This window comes from Streptomyces sp. NBC_00683, from assembly GCF_036226745.1.
Lineage (GTDB): Bacteria > Actinomycetota > Actinomycetes > Streptomycetales > Streptomycetaceae > Streptomyces.
In genome coordinates, this window is the sequence record NZ_CP109013.1 from 3,543,992 (window position 1) to 3,560,964 (window position 16,973).

The window sequence follows — 16,973 nt, forward strand, 5'->3', positions numbered from 1 at the left end:
ACAAACGTGGGTGAATTACTTCTCGATGATCGCGAGCACGTCGCGAGCCGAGAGGACGAGGTACTCCTCGCCGTTGTACTTCACCTCGGTGCCGCCGTACTTGCTGTACAGAACGACGTCGCCGGTCTTGACGTCGAGCGGAAGGCGCTCGCCGTTCTCGAAGCGGCCCGGGCCCACGGCCAGGACGACGCCCTCCTGGGGCTTCTCCTTGGCGGTGTCCGGAATGACCAGGCCAGAAGCCGTGGTCTGCTCGGCGTCGAGCGGCTGGACCACAATGCGGTCCTCGAGCGGCTTGATCGCAACCTTGGAGCTGGTGGTCGACACGATCCGGTCTCCCCCTTCGGAGATCTCACGGGGTTTAACAGTCTGTGGGTGGCGACCAGGTCGATCCGTCGTCGCGGGTGCCGGACCTGCCCTGTCGCGCAGTGGTGCTGGCACTCTCCAGTGGGGAGTGCCAGACCTGAGACTATGACCGCGATTAGCACTCGGTCAAGCGGAGTGCCAATTCACCACCCGCGCGTGGCGGGCCGACCGGGCCCCCGGACCGTACGGGGGCCGGTGCCGACCGGGATTCCGCACGGGCACCGTACGGACAACGCGGGGGCGCGCCGCGGCGTTCCGTACCTCCTGGACGGCTTGCGCGGGGAGCCGCGGCTACGCGCACGCCGCTCCGAAGGCACGCGCGGGACCCGAACCTCTCAGACGTAGTCCTCCAGCCTGGCCACGGCGTACCCCTTGTCGGTGACCGTCTTCATGACCTGGCGGACCATGTCCGCCATGGACCCCTTCCAGTCCACGCGGCCGCGGAAGTGGGTGAGGATGATGTCGCCGGGGTGCAGGTCCCGGTCCCACTGCCGCCACTCCATGCGGTCGGGGAAGGCCTCCGCGTTCCACAGGGGCACGGCCTCGACTCCGCAGGACTTGGCGATGCGCAGGGTGTCGCGGTTGTAGTTGCCGTACGGCGGCCGGAAGAGGGTCGGCCGCGTCCCGAAGTACTTCTCGATCTTGTCCTGTTCGCCGCAGATCTCCCGCCGCTGGTCGGCCTTCGAGAGCCCCGGCAGATAGCGGTGGTTCAGCGTGTGGTTGCTGAGGGTGACGCCGCGCGCCTGCATCTCCTTGAAGTAGCCGTAGTTGTCGCTCACCACGTAGTCGCTGAGGAAGGCGCTGTACGGGATCTTCAGCTCCGTCATCATGCGCAGCAGTTCGGGGTCCTTCTCCGCACCGTCGTCCATCGTCAGGAAGACGATCCGTTCCTTGGTCGGAACGGTGGTGAAGACCGGCGGCAGCTCTTCCCCGCCCTCGACCTCGAAACCCTCACGGGTGGTGATGCGCGGCTTCACGGCGGGCGGGGCCGGAGCGGCCAGCGGGACCTTGGCCAGCCCCCACTTCTTCGCGGCGGCCGCGCGGGCGGCCTGCTCCCGCTTCAGCCGCTCGGCACGGGTGTCGGCCGCGGGCGCCTGGGCGGCCGCGCCGGGCTGCCCCGCGACCGGTTTCCCCTGCGCGGCCCCGCCGCCGGACTCCGCCGCGCACCCGGAGGCGACGGCTGCGGCCAGCAGGGCGACCAGAGCAGCACAGACCGTCCTGTGCCGCTTTGTGATGTGTTTTTCGTTTTGTCGTACTAGCTGCATGGCGCCGCATCCTGCCAGCCGGTCACCGGCGTCCTCCCGCGACACCTCCACCGGAGCCGCCGCGTCCCCCACCTGGCTCACAATGGACTCGTGAACGCCGCCCTCTCCCCCGACGGTCCCGCCGATCCCGCAGGCCCCACCGATCCCGCAGATCCCGCCGGTCCCGCGGATCCGCTCGCTGTCTTCGCCGCTCTGCGCAGCCCCGAGGGCACGGTGCTCCTGGACGAACTGCGCGACTACGACCCCGCCGGGGAGCTGGCCACAGCCACCCGGCTGCGCCGCTCCCACCCGGCCGGCCTGGTGTCGGCCGCGCTGGGCCAGGCGCGGCTGCGGCAGCGGGCCGCGGCGAAGTTCGGTGCCGAGGACGCGTACCGGATGTTCTTCACCCCGAACGGAGTGGAACAGGCCACCCGGACCTCCGTCGCCACCTACCGCGCCGCACGGTTCGCGGGCCTCGGCGGCGTGCGGAGCGTCGCCGACCTGTGCTGCGGGATCGGCGGCGACGCGATCGCCCTCGCCCGGGCGGGCATCTCCGTCCTGGCCGTGGACCGCGACCCGCTGACCGCCGAGGTCGCCCGCGCCAACGCCGAGGCGCTCGGCCTCGACGGCCTCATCGAGGTGCGGTGCGCCGACGTCACGGAGATCGACACCTCTCCCTACGACGCGGTCTTCGTCGACCCGGCCCGGCGCGGCGGGCGCGGCAGGATCTTCGACCCCGAGGCGTACTCACCGCCGCTCTCCTGGGCGACCGCGGCGGCGCTGAAGGCCCCGCGCGCGGCGCTGAAGATCGCCCCCGGTGTCCCGCACGAGGCGATCGGACCGCAGGCGGAAGCCGAGTGGATCTCGGACGGCGGTGATGTGAAGGAGGCCGTGCTGTGGTTCGGCGAGGGCTTCACCCCGGGTGCCTTCCGGGCCACCCTGCTGCCCTCCCGCGCGACCCTGGTGGCCGCAGCCCCGCTCCCCGCACCGCCCGTCGGCCCCGTCGGACGCTTCCTGTACGAGCCCGACGGCGCCGTCATCCGCGCCCATCTGGTCGCCGACATCGTGGAACGGTGCGGTGGCAGGCTGGTCGACGAGACGATCGCGTACGTCACGAGCGATCAGCCGTACGCCTCCGACTACACGGCCGCGTACGAGATCACCGATGAGCTGCCCTTCAACATGAAGAAGCTGAAGGCACTGCTGCGGGAGCGGAAGGTCGGCGTCCTGACCGTCAAGAAGCGCGGATCGGCGGTCGAACCCGAGGAGCTGCGCCGGAAGATGAAGCTCCAGGGGCCGCATTCGGCCACCGTGTTCCTCACCCGGGTGGCCGGCGCCCCGACGATGCTGATCGGACACCCGGTGAAGCGGCCCTGATCAGTGGCGGGCGCCGCCGTCCACCCGGACCAGCGGCTCGGCCGGCGCCCCGATCAGCACCCGCACCACCCAACGGCGGTGGGCGAACGCCTTGACGATGCCGATCAGCCCGGTCAGCCAGGCGACGAGCCCGAGCCCCATCAGGAACGCCACCATGCCGTACGTCTCCTGGCCCGCCCTGGCCGTGGCCGGGACGATCACACAGGTGTACAGGCCGACCGCGCACAGCAGGTACGACGTCAGCATCCAGACGAGCCCGGCCGCGGGCCTGCGCAACGGCACGTCCCCCACCGGGTCCCGGTCGAGCCCGCCCCATTCCGCCAGGAGCCCGCGCACCCGACGGTCCCTGCGCACACCGAGAGCGACGAAGACGGCCGAGGGAACCAGCAGGCAGGCGCCGACGATGATGCAGACAAGGCCCAGGAACGCGCTGATGACGTCGTAGGACTCCTCGAAGGTGAGCATCGCGGTGCCGACGAACGACCAGCCGAGCGCGGCAAGTCCCGCCCACAGCAACAGCATTCCGAGCCGGCCGGGCCCGATGTGCATCCTGACGAGCTCGCCGAGGACCAGCGCCCTGTCCCGCAGCAGGGCGTCGCGGTCGGGCCAGGAACGCATCTCCACGGGCGGCGGAGGAGGCGGCAGCGGGGAACGGGGTGGCATGGACAAGACACTACCCAGACGGTGAACGGACCCGTGACCCGCTCCGCACCGACTCCCGCGGCGGGAAACGGAATCGCGACAGCCGACGCGCAACCGGCCACACCCGCCCGGCCGTCCCAGGTTCCGGATACAGTACGGCTCGTTTCGAGTCCAACCAGGCCGGCCGGGGGCAGCAGCACGATGAGTCAGCAACACCAGGAAAGCGACGGGGTCTTCCAGCCGCTGGAGGACAGCGATCCGCGGACCGTGGCCGGGTACCGGCTCACCGCGAAGCTCGGTTCCGGCGGGATGGGCAAGGTCTACCTTTCGTACACGCCGGGCGGACGGCCCGTCGCGATCAAGGTGATCCGGCCGGACTTCAGCGAGGACGCGGAGTTCCGCCGGCGGTTCCAGCAGGAGGTGCAGGCCGCCCAGCGCGTGCAGGGCCTGTACACCGCGCCGGTCATCGACAGTGACACCGACGGTGGACAGCCCTGGCTCGCCACCGCGTACGTGCCCGGCCCCTCCCTCGCGGCGGCCGTCGGCGAGCACGGGCCGCTGCCCGTGCCTGCCGTGCTGCTGCTGGTCGCCGGGATCGCCGAGGCGCTCCATGTCATCCACGGGGCGGGCATCGTCCACCGGGACCTGAAGCCGTCCAATGTGCTGCTCGCCGCGGACGGGCCGCGCGTCATCGACTTCGGCATCGCCCGTGCCGCCGACGCCACCTCGCTGACCGGCAGCGGTGTCACGATCGGGACCCCGGCCTTCATGTCGCCCGAGCAGGCCTCGGGCCGTCAGGTGACCGCGGCGACCGACCTCTTCGCGCTCGGACTGGTCGCGGCCTACGCGGCCACGGGCTCCCCCGCCTTCGGTGAGGGCGCCTCACACGGCGTGCTGTACCGGATCGTGCACGAGGAGCCGGAACTGACCGCGGTCCCCGAGCAGTTGAAGGAGCTCGTGACCCGGTGCCTGGCCAAGGCGCCCGAGGACAGGCCGTCGGTCACCGAGGTGATCGAGCTGTGCCGTACCGCCAACAGTGAGACGCAACTGCGCCGTCCGGAGGACTGGCTGCCGCGCGCGGTCGCCGCCGACATCAGCGGCCGGACCGCCGCGCCCGCACCCGACCGGACCCCGCCGCCCCCGACCGTGGCGCCCACCGCCCCGGCAACGGCTCCCGCGACGCACCCGCCGACCGCCCCGGCCGCCCACGTGACGCCGCAGCCCCCGACCGTCACGGCGGCACCGGCGCCCGGCGCGTACGGCTACCCGACGCCCCCGCCGTCCGCAGGGCACCAGCAGCAGCCGGTACCGGGATACGGCTACCCCGTCCCCACCCAGCAGCAGCACGCGCAGCAGCCCGGCGGGTACGGCTACCCGACCGGGCCCCACACATATCCGACGGCGCAGGTGACGACCGCCGGACCCGCCCGTCCCAAGAAGCGCACCGGGAAGCTCGTCGCGATCGGGCTGGCCGTCGCGCTGCTCGTCGGCCTCGGCGGTGGCCTCGCCGCCTACAACCTGCTCGACGGCAACGGCAGTGAGGACAAGGGGAAGCAGACCCAGGCGGACGGCAAGGAGAAGGCCCCCGCAGCGAACACCTCGTCGGACGCCCCGTCCGAGGGCTCCGGGGAACCGGCGGACGACGGCGGGGACGACTCCGCGCCGCTGCCCGACCCCGAGCCGGTCGTCTACAAGGGCATCGACCTCACCGGCGGCTACCACATCAACTTCGCCGATGCCACGGACAGTCCTCTCGACGGGTCCGAGGGCGACTTCGCCTACAGCTCCATCAGCAGCGTGGTCCGCACCAGCGATTCCATGATCCTGTTGAACCCCGGCCAGCAGGGCAGCCTCGACACCTGCCGGTCGGAGACCCGTTACTCCACCGAGCTCGACGTGGCCCGGCTCGTGCGGGGCACCCAGATCTGTGTCCGCACCGACACCGGCCACCTCGGACTCGTCGTCGTCCGCGCCCTCCCCTCGGAGACGGCGGCCAGCAACTACATGACGCTGGACGTCACGGTGTGGCGCAACGCCCTGAAGGTCGACGAGTCCTGACCCCCGCCCGGAGCAGGTGAGGGGATCAGGTCAGCGGGTACGACGTCCTGCCGGACGCCTCGTCGATCTCGTCGTGTGCCTTGGTGAGCAGCTTCATCGCCAGTTCGTTGAGCGCACGGGCACCCGCGATCTCCTCGCCGACTCTCGGCTGCTCCGCATCGGAGGGATGGCGGCTGGCGTAGCCGTGGGCCCGCACCTCGGTGCCGTCGCTGAGACGTACGAGAGCGGCGGCGCGGGTGCGGTGGGTGTCCTCTTCGAATTCCAGCTCGATATGCCACCCGACAGTGGTCTCCATCATGGCGGGTCACCTCCCGAAGTCCCTGCTTCCAGGGTGCGCCCGTTTCCCCGGCCGCGCACGGCGTGCGGCACGTCAGGCGGAGAGAGCTCAGGCGTCCCGCAGCGCCTGGACGTCCAGCTTGCGCATGCCGAGCATCGCCTTCATCACCCGCTCCGCCCTGTCCTTGTCCGGGTCGGCGAGCAACTCGGGCAGGGCTCGGGGAACGATCTGCCAGGACAGCCCGTACCTGTCCTTGAGCCACCCGCACATGCTCTCCTCGCCGCCCTCGGTGAGCCTGTCCCAGAACCTGTCCACCTCCTCCTGCGTCTCGCAGTCGACGGAGAGCGAGACGGCCTCGCTGAAGTGGAACATCGGGCCTCCGTTGAGGCCGATGTACTCCTGGCCCGCGAGCCGGAAGTCGACGGTCAGGACCTTGCCCGCCTCCCCCGGTGACGCCTCGGTGTAGTGGGTGATGTCCACGACGGCGGAGTCACCGCCGAAGACCGAGACGTAGAAGTTCGCCGCCTCCTCCGCCTGGTCGTCGAACCACAGACAGGGCCTGATCTTCTGCATGGTCTTCTCCTTGCCGCGTCGAGCTGCTCGGGAACGCTGTGCAAGGTAGACCGTGGCGGGTCCGGAAACTCATCGGGACACGCCCTCCGCCCGTGCCAGCAGCATCGCCCGCTCCCGGGCGTTGCGGGTCAGCCCGGCAGCCCGCAGGAAAGCGGCCCTCGCCTCCTCCGTACGCCCCAGCCGCCGCAGCAGGTCGCCGCGCACGCTGGGCAGCAGGTGGTACGAGGCGAGCGCCGGGTCCTGCGCGAGCGCGTCGGCCAGGGCGAGTCCGGCCGCCGGGCCCTCGGCCATGGAGACGGCGACCGCGCGGTTCAGCTCCACCACCGGGGACGGGGCGACCTTCACGAGATGGCCGTACAGGGTGGCGATGGTCGCCCAGTCCGTGTCCGCGTACCGCACCGCGCGGGCGTGACAGGCGGCGATCGCACCCTGCAGGGCGTACGGCCCGGGGCGCCGCCCGCGGCGTGGGCCCGCTCCAGGGACGCGAATCCGCGCCGGATCAGTAGCTGGTCCCAGCGGGAGCGGTTCTGGTCGGCGAGCAGGACGGGCTCGCCGTCCGCACCCGTCCTGGCCCTGGTCCGCGAGGCCTGGAGCTCGAGCAGCGCCGCCAGCCCGTGGACCTCGGGCTCCCGGTCCATCAGCCCGGCCAGCAGGCGGGCCAGGCGCAGCGCGTCCTCGCACAGTGCGGGGCGCAGCCAGTCGTCGCCCGTGGTCGCCGCGTACCCCTCGTTGAAGATCAGGTAGATGACGTCCAGCACCGAGCCGAGACGAGCGGCGCGCTCGGGGCCGTAGGGCACCTCGAAGGGGACGCCCGCCCGGCCCAGGGTCCGTTTCGCGCGGACGATGCGCTGGGCGACGGCCGACTCGGTGGCCAGGAAGGCGCGGGCGATCTCCTCGGTGCTCAGGCCGCCGAGCAGCCTCAGGGTGAGGGCGATGCGGGCCTCGGTGGACAGGACCGGGTGGCAGGACGTGAAGATCAGCCGGAGCAGGTCGTCGTCGATGCCGTCCGGGTCGGCGGTGTCGGGCGCCGGTACGTCCTCCAGGGCCCGCCCGGCCTCCGCGAGCTTGCGCGCGTAGGTCTCCTTGCGGCGTACGAGGTCGATCGCCCGGTGCTTCGCGGTGGCCATGAGCCAGGCGCCGGGCCGGTCGGGGACACCTGTCCGCGGCCACTGCTCCAGCGCGGCGACCAGCGCGTCCTGCGCGAGCTCCTCGGCGATGCCCACGTCCCGCACGATCCGTACGGTTCCGGCGATGATCCGCGCCGACTCGATCCGGTACACGGCCTCGACGGCACTGCTCGCTTCTGTCACGGCCACCCATCAGAGCAGCCGGGGGCGGGTGCGGCAAGGACCCGCCGCACCCGCCCCGCTCCGGCAGACCGCTGCCGGCCGTCAGTCCTCAGCCCTCGGCGATCTCGCGGATCTCGGAGGTCACGGTCCAGTAGGTCTCGTGGACCGCGAGGAAGCGCTTGGTCCACTCCAGGATCTCGGCCTTGTCCTTGGCCTGGATGATGGCGTAGCCGCCGATGACTTCCTTGGTCTCGGTGAACGGCCCGTCCGTGACGGTGAACTCCCCGTCGGACCAGGTCACCCGGGTGCCCTCGGAGGTCGGGGTGAGCCCGGCCGTGTCGAGCAGGACACCGGCCTTGGTCATCTCCTCGATGAGCGCGCCCATGCGCTCCATCAGCCCCTCGCTGGGGCCTTCGGCCGGAGCGTTGTTCTCGTCGATGCGGACCATCGTCAGATAGCGCGGCATGGTGACTCCTCGGATCGGGCGGCGGGGCTCGTCCCCGCCTCTCACCCCTGCGTCGAACGGGAGGGACCCGGATCGACACGTCCGGCAGAATTCTTCTGAGATTTTTCCGCGACGGCCACCGGAAGCACCGGGGCGGGCGGCCTCAGGCGTCCGCCGGCCCCAGCGACTCGAAGCGCCAGCGGTGCACCGGGCGGGTGATCAGCGCGGCTTCCGGCTCGGGAAGCTCCGGCAGCTCGTCGTCGTACTCGGCCTCCCACCAGGTGAGGACGAGCACCCGGTCCTGCGGGGCGCGCAGCAGCTCGCTGCGCAGCGGCTCCCGGGCCAGCTCGCCCGCCCTGGACCGTGCCCACTCCAGCAGCTCCGCGCCCCGGCCCTCGGTGGCGCGCGCCTCCCACATCAGGGCGACGGTCATGAGTAGAGGTTGTCCTTGCTGATCTCGTGCACGTGGTCGTGGTCGTGGTCGTGGCTGTGCGCACCGGGCACATGGGTCTCGGTGACCGGCAGCGAGGAGTCCGCCGACAGCTCCCAGTCCGAGGCGGGGCGGTTGCGGGCCACCATCTCCGCGCCCAGCGCGGCGACCATGGCCCCGTTGTCCGTGCACAGTCCGGGCCTGGGCACCCGCAGCCGGATCCCGGCCCGCTCGCACCGCTCCTCGGCCAGGGCCCGCAGCCGCGAGTTGGCCGCGACACCGCCGCCGATCATGAGGTGGTCGACGCCCTCGTCCTTGCAGGCCCGCACGGCCTTGCGGGTGAGCACGTCCACCACGGCCTCCTGGAAGGACGCCGCCACGTCCCGTACGGGAACGTCCTCGCCCGCCGCCCGCTTCGCCTCGATCCAGCGCGCGACCGACGTCTTGAGGCCGGAGAAGGAGAAGTCGTACGCGGGGTCGCGCGAGCCGCTCAGCCCGCGCGGGAACGCGATCGCCTTCGGGTCGCCCTCCCTCGCCAGCCGGTCGATGACAGGTCCGCCGGGGAAGCCGAGGTGCAGCACCCGGGCGATCTTGTCGAAGGCCTCGCCCGCCGCGTCGTCGATCGTCGCGCCCAGCGGCCGCACGTCGTTGGTGATGTCGGGGGCCAGCAGCAGCGAGGAGTGCCCGCCGCTGACCAGCAGTGCCATCGTCGGCTCGGGCAGCGGGCCGTGCTCTAGCTGGTCCACGCAGATGTGCGAGGCGAGGTGGTTGACCCCGTACAGCGGCTTGTTCAGCGCGTACGCGTACGCCTTCGCCGCCGACACCCCGACGAGGAGCGCGCCGGCGAGTCCGGGACCTGCGGTGACCGCGATGCCGTCGAGGTCGCGGGCGCTGATCCCGGCCTCCTTCAGCGCGCGTTCGATGGTGGGAACCATCGACTCCAGGTGGGCGCGGGAGGCGATCTCCGGGACGACACCGCCGAAGCGGGCGTGTGTGTCGACGCTGGAGGCGACGGCGTCGGCCAGCAGTGTCGTACCGCGCACGATGCCCACGCCGGTCTCGTCGCAGGAGGTCTCGATACCGAGTACGAGCGGTTCGTCAGCCATCAGTCAGTCTCTGTTCCTTGTACGGTCAGGCGCATGACGAGTGCGTCGATGTTCCCGGGCTGGTAGTAACCCCGGCGGAAACCGATCGGTTCGAAGCCGAAGCGTTCGTACAGCTTCTGCGCGCGGGTGTTGTCGACACGGACCTCCAGGAGCACCGCGGTGCACTCGAAGGCGGTGGCGTGTCTGAGGAGGTCGGTCAGGAGCTCGGAGCCGAGGCCGCCGCCCCACTGGCCGCGGCTGACGCCGATCGTCTGGACGTCGGCGAGCTCACCGACCGCGGCGAGACCCGCGTAGCCGACGATCCGGCCGTCGACGGGGTCCTCGGCGACGACGTAGCGCCGGGTGGCCTGCGGGCCGCGCGCGTGGGCCAGCTCGGACCAGAACATCCCGGCCGACCAGGCGTCCTCGGGGAACAGCTCGTGCTCCAGGTCCAGCACCGGATCGATGTCCCACCAGCGCATCTCGCGGAGCACTGCGGTCACGGTCGTCACTTCGGGGTGACCACCTTGTAGTTCTTCGGGACCTGCGCGTCGGGCCTGCGCAGGTAGAGCGGCTGCGGGGGCAGCAGTTCCGCCCCGGCGGCGAGGCGCTCGGCGGCGAGGGCGGCGAGCGCTCCGGCGGAGACGTGTTCGGGACTGCGCGCGTCCGGGAAGGCCTCGGGGTAGAGCAGGGCGCCCGCGCCGACGACGGGCAGCCCGGCGAGCTGCTCGGCGAGGTCGGCCGGCCGGTCGACGGCGGGGTCACCGGACCGGGTGCGGGAGTCCTCGTACCGCGCCCAGTAGACCTCCTTGCGCCGCGCGTCCGTCGCGACGGCGAACGGGCCTTCGAGGCCGGCCTGCCCGGCGGCGTACGCGAGGCCGTCGAGCGTGCACAGTCCGTGCACCGGTACGGAGAGGGCGGAGCCGAACGTCGCCGCGGTCACCAGGCCGACGCGCAGCCCGGTGTACGGGCCGGGGCCGACCCCGACGACCACGTCCGTCACGGCGTCGAGTTTCACCCCCGCCTCGGCGAGGACCCTGTCGACGGCGGGGAGCAGGAGCTCCCCGTGCCTTCGGGCGTCGACCTGGCCGGTCTCGGCTACGACGGAGGTCCCGTCGTGGAGGGCGACGGTGACGGCGGGAGTGGCGGTATCAACGGCGAGCAGGAGCACACAAACAGCCTACGGCTCCGCCGACTCGGGTACGGCCCGCCCGTACGTCGTACCGGTCGGCCCTGCCGCTGCTGGTACCGTCGCCGGGTATACGTGTGTACGACGTAAATGCTTGTACGACATGCGACGGACGGCATGCGAAAGGGGAGCTCACGGTGGCTAGGGGCAGCTCGGGAATCGTGGCCGGGCTCACGGCGGCGGCAGTGGCCGCGGTCTGTTTCCTCGCCTACCAGGCATCGGCGAACGCACCCGACTCCGTCGCCGCCCCCACGGCGCAGTCCTCCGGCAGCTCTACGGCCGCTCCCACCGAGAAGCCCGAGGCGCCGCGGGAACCGCTCGCGGTCCCCGCGGACTCCGACACCGGGGCGCGCGTCGTGTACGCGCTGAAGGACCGGCGGGTGTGGCTCGTGGACGCCGAGGAGAAGTCGCTCCGGACGTTCACCGTCATGCCGAGCTCCATCAACCCGCTGCCCGGCGTCTACCGGGTGACCTCGCGCTCCGGCAGCATCAAGGGCTCGGACGGTGTGCCCATCGAACACGTGGTGCGCTTCGCGAACGTCGACGACGTCTCCGTGGGCTTCAGCGCCGCGCAGGACGACTCGATGCACAGCCCGGATCCCACGATCAAGACCGGCGGGGTCCGGATGAAGCGCGCCGACGGCAACGCGATGTGGACGTTCGCGACGGTCGGCGTCAAGATCGTCGTCGTCCCGTAGAGCCGCACCGCCCGTAACGCAGTGCCGCGCTGCCGCCCGTGACGCAGTACGCGGTCCGGGGCTCTCAGGCCGCGTCGCGTCCGGCCGACAGCTGTTCCTGCCCGTCGTCGTCCTCGTGCTCCTCGCGGGGCGGCGTCGAGACCGCCGTCGCAGCCGCACAGGAGGCCAGCAGGTCCTTCATCGACACCGCGGACGCCGACGGTGGCTCCGCCTGCGGCGACTGCGGCTGCACTTCACGCTCGGGTGTCGGCATGCATGCCTCCTCGGGCTTCGGTGAAAGATCTGGTTAGGTAGACCTAACCAATCTCGCAACCATGTGACCACGGCCGCAGCCCCCTGCGCAACATTTTACCGACGGCTTGTCGGAAAGCACCGTCGGGAACGTCGGCCGTTGGGGCGCCGACCGGTCACGCCCCCGCCAGATCCGTCCCCAGACCCACCCAGCGCGCCCCGATGCCGACCAGCGTGACCGTGCGCCGCTCGTCGTCCGTGTCCCCGACGGCACGGTGGATCAGCACCTGCAGCCGGTCGTCCGACAGCTCCTCGACCTTGCCGTCGCCCCATTCCACGACGACCACGGACTCCGGCAGCGACACGTCGAGGTCCAGGTCCTCCATCTCGTCGAGCCCGCCGCCCAGGCGGTACGCGTCGACGTGGACCAGGGCGGGCCCGTCGCCCAGGGACGGGTGCACCCGGGCGATCACGAAGGTGGGCGAGGTGACGGCACCGCGCACCCCGAGGCCCTCGCCGAGCCCCCGGGTGAGCGTCGTCTTGCCCGCGCCGAGCTCGCCGGTGAGCATCACCAGGTCGCCGGGGGCCAGCACACCGGCGATACGGCGGCCCAGGTCCCGCATCTGTTCGGGGGACTCGACGGCGAGGTCGACGGTGACGGTGCCCGGTACGGCGGTGTCAGCCACCGGGCCGTTGTGCGCTGCTTCCATGCTCGCCAACGTTAGAGGATCCGGGCGCCTCGCCCGGAACCGCTCCGATCCGCACCAGCAGGTCCGCGAGCCGGTCGGTGACCGTCTCCGGGTGCTCGAGCATCACCAGGTGACCGGCGTCCGGCACGATGACCAGCTCCGCGTCCGGCAGCTCGTCCGCGATGGCCTCGCTGTGCGAACTGGGTGTGACCAGGTCCTTGTCGCCGGCCAGGATCAGCACCGGAAGATCGAGGAAGGCCGGCAGCGCCCCGCTCTTGTCGTGCTCGGTGAACGCCGGATAGAACTCGGCGACCACGTCGATCGGGGTGGACTCGATGAGCCGCTCCGCGAACCGCGCGACCGCCGGGTCCACGTCCCGCGAACCGAACGAGTACCGCTTGATCAGCCCCGCGAAGAGGTCGGCGGTCGCCCGGCGTCCGCGCTCCACGAGCTCCGTCTGCGAACCGAGCGCCTTGAGCACCCCGGGCAGCACCCGGCGCACCGCGTTCACGCCCGCCACCGGCAGCCCGAAGTTCACCTCGCCGAGCTTCCCGCTCGACGTACCGACGAACGCGACCGCGGCGACCCGGTCACGGATCAGTGCCGGGTACTGGTCGGCGAGCGCCATCATCGTCATGCCGCCCATCGAGTGCCCGACCAGCACCAGCAGGCCCTCGGGGGCCGCGGCGTCGATGACCGCCTTCAGGTCGCGGCCGAGCTGGTCGATGCCGACGGCCACCCCCTCGGCCTGGGCGCGGCCGCGCTCGGAGCGGCCGTGACTGCGCTGGTCCCAGTGGACCGTGCGCACCAGGCCGCGCAGGGCCGCCCGCTGGAAGTGCCACGAGTCCTGGCTGAGGCAGTAGCCGTGGCTGAAGACGACGGTGACGGGCACGGGGGCCTTGCGGCCGAAGAGCCTGCGCCGTCGCGGGCCGGGGGCCGTGCCGGATCCGGCGCCCGCCTTCGTGCCCGCGCGGGCCGTGGTCCCGTCCGGTTCGACCTCGTCGACCTCGTAGTACAGCTCGGTGCCGTCGTCGGCGACGGCCCGGCCGGACACCCCGCGCAGCGAGCCGTACGGTCCCGACGCGTCCAGCGCGAGCCGTGCCTTCTTGCGCATGCCGCGGCCCACCGTCAGCCGCTCGACCGCGACACCGGCCGCCGCACCCGCAGCGATGACGCCTATCGCCGCCCCGGCGATGCCCGCCCGGCGCCAGCCGGCCGCGGCAACGGCCGCCGTCGCCACCACGTCCCCCGCGCTGGTGTCGCTCACCGTGCCGTGCTCCTCGTCGTTGTATCCGCGTCTCGATAGACGCGGGGTACGCGTGCACCGATGCGTGTGACGATCTCGTACGCGATCGTGTCGGCCGCGACCGCCCAGTCCTCGGCGCTCGGCTCGCCCCGGTCGCCCGGCCCGAACAGCACCGCCTCCGCGCCCGGTTCCGGGGTGTCGCCCCCGAGGTCGACCACGAACTGGTCCATCGCGACCCGGCCCGCCACGGTCCGGATCCGGCCGTCGACGAGGACGGGGCCCCGCCCGGAGGCGTGGCGCGGGATGCCGTCCGCGTAACCGACGGGGATCAGGGCCAGCGTCGTCTCTGCGGAGGTCGTGTAGTGGTGGCCGTAGCTGACGCCGTGCCCCGGGGGCACCTGCTTGACCAGCGCGATCGACGCGGCGAGCGTCATCACGGGACGCAGGCCGAAGTCGGCCGGTGTGCCCAGCTCCGGGCTCGGCGAGATGCCGTACACGGCGATTCCGGTGCGTACGAGATCGAAGTGTGACTCGGGCACCGTGAGGGTCGCCGGCGAGTTGGCGATGTGCCGCACCTCGGGCTCGGCGCCCGCCTTCTCCGCGTACGCCACCATGTCGCGGAACACGTTCAGCTGGGCGGCGATCGACGGGTGTCCCGGCTCGTCGGCGCAGGCGAAGTGCGACCACAGGCCGGTGATGCGCAGCGTGCCCGCGGCCTCGGCGGCGCGGGCGGCGGAGATCAGTTCCGGCCAGTCGGCGGGCTGGCAGCCGTTGCGGCCGAGGCCCGTGTCGGCCTTGAGCTGGACCCGGGCCGGAATGCCGGCCTCCGTGGCCGCGGCGACGACTTCGGTGAGGGCCCACAGGCCGCTCACCGAGACGTCGATGTCGGCCTCGATCGCCTCGCGCCAGGGGCCGCCGGGCGTCCACAGCCAGCACATCACCCGGCCGCCGATCCCGGCCGCCCGCAGGGCCAGAGCCTCCTGCGGGGTCGCGGTGCCCAGCCAGGTCGCGCCGGCCTCGATCGCGGCCCGGGCACAGGGCACCGCGCCGTGCCCGTACGCATCGGACTTCACGACGGCCATGAGCTGCGCCCCGGACGCCCGCGCACGCAGGGCGCGCACATTGGCGCGCACCGCGGCGAGGTCGATCTCGGCACGGGCTCTCGGGGACGCTGTCTCGTTCATCGCGCCCAGTCTCTCAGAGCCGTACGCATGTGCCCTCGATCTCTTGGGCGCGGTGAGGCGTCAGCCGTGCTCCAGGGCGTGTTCCAGGTGCTCGGCGAGGACCGGGACGTGGCTGACCGGGATGTCCTTCACCGCCGTGAGCAGCGTGACCGGACCGCCCTCGCGCAGCAGGGCGAGCAGCTCGTCCACGGCCCGGGTGTGGGCCGGGTCACCGAGCTCGGTGCGGTAGCGGTCCACGAAATCGTCGTAGCGGTTGCCGGAACGGTCCTCGTGGTACCAGGAGCGGAGCTCGTTCGACGGGGTCGCGTCCTTGGCCCACACATCGACGGCGGCACGCTCCTTGGACACCCCGCGCGGCCAGAGCCGGTCGACGAGGACGCGGGTGCCGTCGCCGTCCTCCGGCGGGTCGTACACCCTGCGCATCCGTACGGTGTCGCTGCTGCCCACGTCCGACCGCCCTTCCGGCTCCCGTTCCGCTCCTGCCAGGGTGGATCAGGCACGCACGTCCCGCCAGGCCGCCGGGATCGCGTCCGCGACGTCCTGCGCGGCGACCGGCGCCCCGTCCGAGACCCGGCGCGCCGCGAGCCCGTGCAGGTAGGCGCCCACCGACGCGGCGTCGCGCGGGGCGAGGCCCGCCGCCAGCAGGGAGCCGGTCAGCCCGGAGAGCACATCGCCGCTGCCCGCCGTGGCGAGCCAGGACGTGCCCGTGGGGTTGACCCGTACGGGCGCGCCCCCGGCCTCCGCGACCAGGGTCGTCGACCCCTTGAGCAGCACCGTCGCGCCGTAGCGCGCGGCCAGTTCCCGTACTGCCGCGAGCCGTCCCGCCTCGACCTCCTCGCGCGGGACGCCGAGCAGCGCGGCGGCCTCCCCGGCGTGCGGGGTGAGCACCGTGGCGGCGGTGCGCGACCGTACGGCTCCGGCGTCCATCAGCCGCAGCCCGTCCGCGTCGACGAGCACCGGGACGTCCGCGGCCAGCACGTCGGACACCGCGCCGGCCGCCGCGGTGGAGTCGCCGAGCCCCGGCCCGACCACCCAGGCCTGCACCCGTCCGGCCTTCGACGGCGGCCACGGGTGCACCAGGGTCTCCGGGAAGCGGGCGATCACCGCGTCCGCGCCCGGACCGGCGTACCGCACGGCTCCGGCACCGCCGCGCAGCGCGCCCGCGACCGCGAGCACCGCGGCACCCGGGTACCGCTCCGACCCGGCGGCGACGCCGACCACGCCGCGCCGGTACTTGTCGCTCTCGGCCCCCGGCACCGGCAGGAGCGCCGCCACGTCCGCGTACTGCAGCGCCTCCAGGTCGGGGCGCTCGGGCAGTTCGGTTCCCAGCCCGATGTCGACGAGCCGCAGGGCGCCCGCCCGTTCGGCGGCAGGGTCGACGAGCAGCCCCGGCTTGTACGTACCGAAGGTGACGGTGGCGTCCGCGCGTACGGCAGCCCCCAGGACCTCCCCGGTGTCCGCCTCGACCCCGCTCGGCAGGTCCACGGCGAGCACCGGCGCACGCCCGCCGGTGACCGCGCGGACCAGCTGCTCCGCCTCGGGGCGCAGACCGCCCCGGCCTCCGATTCCGGTGATCCCGTCGACGACGAGGTCGACGGGACCGAAGGCGTGGCCGATGCGGTCCGGGGAGTCGAGGACCTGGCCGCCCGCCGCGAGCAGCGCGGCGAGACCGCCCCGGTGGACCTTGTCCGGCGCGGTCAGCAGGGCCCGTACGCCCGCTCCGCGCCGGGCCAGCCGGGCCCCCGCGTACAGCGCGTCGCCGCCGTTGTCGCCGCTGCCGACGAGCAGGAGCACCCGCGACCCGTACACCCGGCCGTTGCGCCGGAGCAGGTCGCCGCAGGCCACCGCCAGGCCCGCGGCGGCGCGCTGCATCAGGGCGCCCTCGGGCAGCCGTGCCATCAGCGCCTGTTCGGCGGCCCGTACGGTCGAAACGCTGTACGCCTGTCGCATACG

Annotated in this window: 19 protein-coding genes and 1 pseudogene; 3 read left to right on the top strand and 17 right to left on the bottom strand. The window is 72.5% G+C overall.

Annotated elements, in window-relative coordinates; translation table 11 throughout:
* Nucleotides 1–15: 15 nt before the first annotated feature.
* Together groES and OG257_RS15530 are read right to left on the bottom strand one after the other, a co-directional pair.
* Entirely contained in the window at nucleotides 16–324 is a 309-nt protein-coding gene (gene groES, locus OG257_RS15525) for a co-chaperone GroES (protein ID WP_028439209.1), read from the bottom strand.
* A 374-nt stretch (nucleotides 325–698) separates the two neighbouring features.
* Complete coding sequence (locus OG257_RS15530; RefSeq protein ID WP_329215115.1) at nucleotides 699–1,628, bottom strand: polysaccharide deacetylase family protein; 930 nt, start codon at nucleotides 1,626–1,628, stop codon at nucleotides 699–701.
* A gap of 192 nt (nucleotides 1,629–1,820) precedes the next feature.
* Here OG257_RS15530 and OG257_RS15535 point away from each other — a divergent pair, with 192 nt between their 5' ends.
* Nucleotides 1,821–2,984 (top strand): THUMP-like domain-containing protein, encoded by a 1,164-nt coding sequence (locus tag OG257_RS15535; RefSeq protein ID WP_329215117.1) that lies wholly within the window; start codon nucleotides 1,821–1,823, stop codon nucleotides 2,982–2,984.
* Here OG257_RS15535 and OG257_RS15540 read toward each other — a convergent pair whose 3' ends face one another.
* Nucleotides 2,985–3,647 (bottom strand): hypothetical protein, encoded by a 663-nt coding sequence (locus OG257_RS15540; protein WP_329208236.1) that lies wholly within the window; start codon nucleotides 3,645–3,647, stop codon nucleotides 2,985–2,987.
* A gap of 180 nt (nucleotides 3,648–3,827) precedes the next feature.
* Here OG257_RS15540 and OG257_RS15545 point away from each other — a divergent pair, with 180 nt between their 5' ends.
* Nucleotides 3,828–5,684, top strand: coding sequence for a serine/threonine-protein kinase (locus tag OG257_RS15545; RefSeq protein WP_329208238.1), 1,857 nt, complete (start codon nucleotides 3,828–3,830; stop codon nucleotides 5,682–5,684).
* Between the two features lie 25 nt (nucleotides 5,685–5,709).
* Here OG257_RS15545 and OG257_RS15550 read toward each other — a convergent pair whose 3' ends face one another.
* The 8 genes and pseudogenes from OG257_RS15550 to tsaB all read right to left on the bottom strand — a co-directional run bounded on the left by OG257_RS15550 (nucleotide 5,710) and on the right by tsaB (nucleotide 10,954).
* Complete coding sequence (locus OG257_RS15550; RefSeq protein ID WP_329208240.1) at nucleotides 5,710–5,982, bottom strand: DUF1876 domain-containing protein; 273 nt, start codon at nucleotides 5,980–5,982, stop codon at nucleotides 5,710–5,712.
* An 87-nt stretch (nucleotides 5,983–6,069) separates the two neighbouring features.
* Nucleotides 6,070–6,534 carry a VOC family protein gene (locus OG257_RS15555; protein ID WP_329208242.1) on the bottom strand — a complete coding sequence of 155 codons (465 nt, stop codon included), beginning with the start codon at nucleotides 6,532–6,534 and terminating at the stop codon, nucleotides 6,070–6,072.
* Between the two features lie 69 nt (nucleotides 6,535–6,603).
* Nucleotides 6,604–7,850, bottom strand: a pseudogene (locus tag OG257_RS15560) (RNA polymerase sigma factor).
* A gap of 82 nt (nucleotides 7,851–7,932) precedes the next feature.
* Nucleotides 7,933–8,289, bottom strand: coding sequence for a YciI family protein (locus OG257_RS15565; RefSeq protein ID WP_329208244.1), 357 nt, complete (start codon nucleotides 8,287–8,289; stop codon nucleotides 7,933–7,935).
* Nucleotides 8,290–8,431: 142 nt separating this feature from the next.
* Nucleotides 8,432–8,701, bottom strand: a complete 270-nt coding sequence (locus tag OG257_RS15570; protein ID WP_329208245.1) for a hypothetical protein — start codon at nucleotides 8,699–8,701, stop codon at nucleotides 8,432–8,434.
* Entirely contained in the window at nucleotides 8,698–9,804 is a 1,107-nt protein-coding gene (gene tsaD, locus OG257_RS15575; RefSeq protein WP_329208247.1) for a tRNA (adenosine(37)-N6)-threonylcarbamoyltransferase complex transferase subunit TsaD, read from the bottom strand. The genes OG257_RS15570 and tsaD overlap by 4 nt, the downstream gene beginning before the upstream one ends.
* Nucleotides 9,804–10,295 (bottom strand): ribosomal protein S18-alanine N-acetyltransferase, encoded by a 492-nt coding sequence (rimI, locus tag OG257_RS15580; protein WP_329208249.1) that lies wholly within the window; start codon nucleotides 10,293–10,295, stop codon nucleotides 9,804–9,806. The genes tsaD and rimI overlap by 1 nt, the downstream gene beginning before the upstream one ends.
* Nucleotides 10,292–10,954 carry a tRNA (adenosine(37)-N6)-threonylcarbamoyltransferase complex dimerization subunit type 1 TsaB gene (tsaB, locus tag OG257_RS15585; RefSeq protein WP_329208250.1) on the bottom strand — a complete coding sequence of 221 codons (663 nt, stop codon included), beginning with the start codon at nucleotides 10,952–10,954 and terminating at the stop codon, nucleotides 10,292–10,294. Before tsaB ends, rimI begins: the two co-directional genes overlap by 4 nt.
* 155 nt (nucleotides 10,955–11,109) lie before the next feature.
* On the opposite strand from tsaB, the gene OG257_RS15590 reads away from it, so the two are divergent.
* On the top strand, nucleotides 11,110–11,670 hold the full coding sequence (locus OG257_RS15590) for a hypothetical protein (RefSeq protein ID WP_329208251.1): 561 nt from the start codon (nucleotides 11,110–11,112) through the stop codon (nucleotides 11,668–11,670).
* Between the two features lie 64 nt (nucleotides 11,671–11,734).
* On the opposite strand, the gene OG257_RS15595 is transcribed toward OG257_RS15590, so the two are convergent.
* The 6 genes from OG257_RS15595 to OG257_RS15620 all read right to left on the bottom strand — a co-directional run bounded on the left by OG257_RS15595 (nucleotide 11,735) and on the right by OG257_RS15620 (nucleotide 16,970).
* A complete protein-coding gene (locus OG257_RS15595) occupies nucleotides 11,735–11,923 on the bottom strand; it encodes a hypothetical protein (protein ID WP_329208253.1) in 189 nt (62 codons plus the stop codon).
* A gap of 154 nt (nucleotides 11,924–12,077) precedes the next feature.
* A complete protein-coding gene (gene tsaE / locus OG257_RS15600) occupies nucleotides 12,078–12,611 on the bottom strand; it encodes a tRNA (adenosine(37)-N6)-threonylcarbamoyltransferase complex ATPase subunit type 1 TsaE (RefSeq protein WP_329208255.1) in 534 nt (177 codons plus the stop codon).
* A complete protein-coding gene (locus OG257_RS15605) occupies nucleotides 12,580–13,857 on the bottom strand; it encodes an alpha/beta fold hydrolase (RefSeq protein WP_329208256.1) in 1,278 nt (425 codons plus the stop codon). The genes tsaE and OG257_RS15605 overlap by 32 nt, the downstream gene beginning before the upstream one ends.
* Nucleotides 13,854–15,020, bottom strand: a complete 1,167-nt coding sequence (gene alr / locus OG257_RS15610; protein ID WP_329208257.1) for an alanine racemase — start codon at nucleotides 15,018–15,020, stop codon at nucleotides 13,854–13,856. The genes OG257_RS15605 and alr overlap by 4 nt, the downstream gene beginning before the upstream one ends.
* 60 nt (nucleotides 15,021–15,080) lie before the next feature.
* Nucleotides 15,081–15,467 (bottom strand): DUF488 domain-containing protein, encoded by a 387-nt coding sequence (locus tag OG257_RS15615; RefSeq protein ID WP_329208259.1) that lies wholly within the window; start codon nucleotides 15,465–15,467, stop codon nucleotides 15,081–15,083.
* 45 nt (nucleotides 15,468–15,512) lie between these two features.
* Complete coding sequence (locus OG257_RS15620; RefSeq protein WP_329208261.1) at nucleotides 15,513–16,970, bottom strand: NAD(P)H-hydrate dehydratase; 1,458 nt, start codon at nucleotides 16,968–16,970, stop codon at nucleotides 15,513–15,515.
* Between the last annotated feature and the right edge of the window lie 3 nt (nucleotides 16,971–16,973).

What these genes read in the sequence shown, in the direction of transcription:
- OG257_RS15530 (WP_329215115.1), bottom strand. Translation starts at nt 1,628, where the DNA reads ATGCAGCTAGTACGACAAAACGAAAAACACATCACAAAGCGGCACAGG.
- OG257_RS15540 (WP_329208236.1), bottom strand. Translation starts at nt 3,647, where the DNA reads ATGCCACCCCGTTCCCCGCTGCCGCCTCCTCCGCCGCCCGTGGAGATG.
- OG257_RS15545 (WP_329208238.1), top strand. Translation starts at nt 3,828, where the DNA reads ATGAGTCAGCAACACCAGGAAAGCGACGGGGTCTTCCAGCCGCTGGAG.
- OG257_RS15550 (WP_329208240.1), bottom strand. Translation starts at nt 5,982, where the DNA reads ATGATGGAGACCACTGTCGGGTGGCATATCGAGCTGGAATTCGAAGAG.
- OG257_RS15555 (WP_329208242.1), bottom strand. Translation starts at nt 6,534, where the DNA reads ATGCAGAAGATCAGGCCCTGTCTGTGGTTCGACGACCAGGCGGAGGAG.
- OG257_RS15565 (WP_329208244.1), bottom strand. Translation starts at nt 8,289, where the DNA reads ATGCCGCGCTATCTGACGATGGTCCGCATCGACGAGAACAACGCTCCG.
- OG257_RS15570 (WP_329208245.1), bottom strand. Translation starts at nt 8,701, where the DNA reads ATGACCGTCGCCCTGATGTGGGAGGCGCGCGCCACCGAGGGCCGGGGC.
- tsaD (WP_329208247.1), bottom strand. Translation starts at nt 9,804, where the DNA reads ATGGCTGACGAACCGCTCGTACTCGGTATCGAGACCTCCTGCGACGAG.
- OG257_RS15595 (WP_329208253.1), bottom strand. Translation starts at nt 11,923, where the DNA reads ATGCCGACACCCGAGCGTGAAGTGCAGCCGCAGTCGCCGCAGGCGGAG.
- tsaE (WP_329208255.1), bottom strand. Translation starts at nt 12,611, where the DNA reads ATGGAAGCAGCGCACAACGGCCCGGTGGCTGACACCGCCGTACCGGGC.
- alr (WP_329208257.1), bottom strand. Translation starts at nt 15,020, where the DNA reads ATGAACGAGACAGCGTCCCCGAGAGCCCGTGCCGAGATCGACCTCGCC.
- OG257_RS15620 (WP_329208261.1), bottom strand. Translation starts at nt 16,970, where the DNA reads ATGCGACAGGCGTACAGCGTTTCGACCGTACGGGCCGCCGAACAGGCG.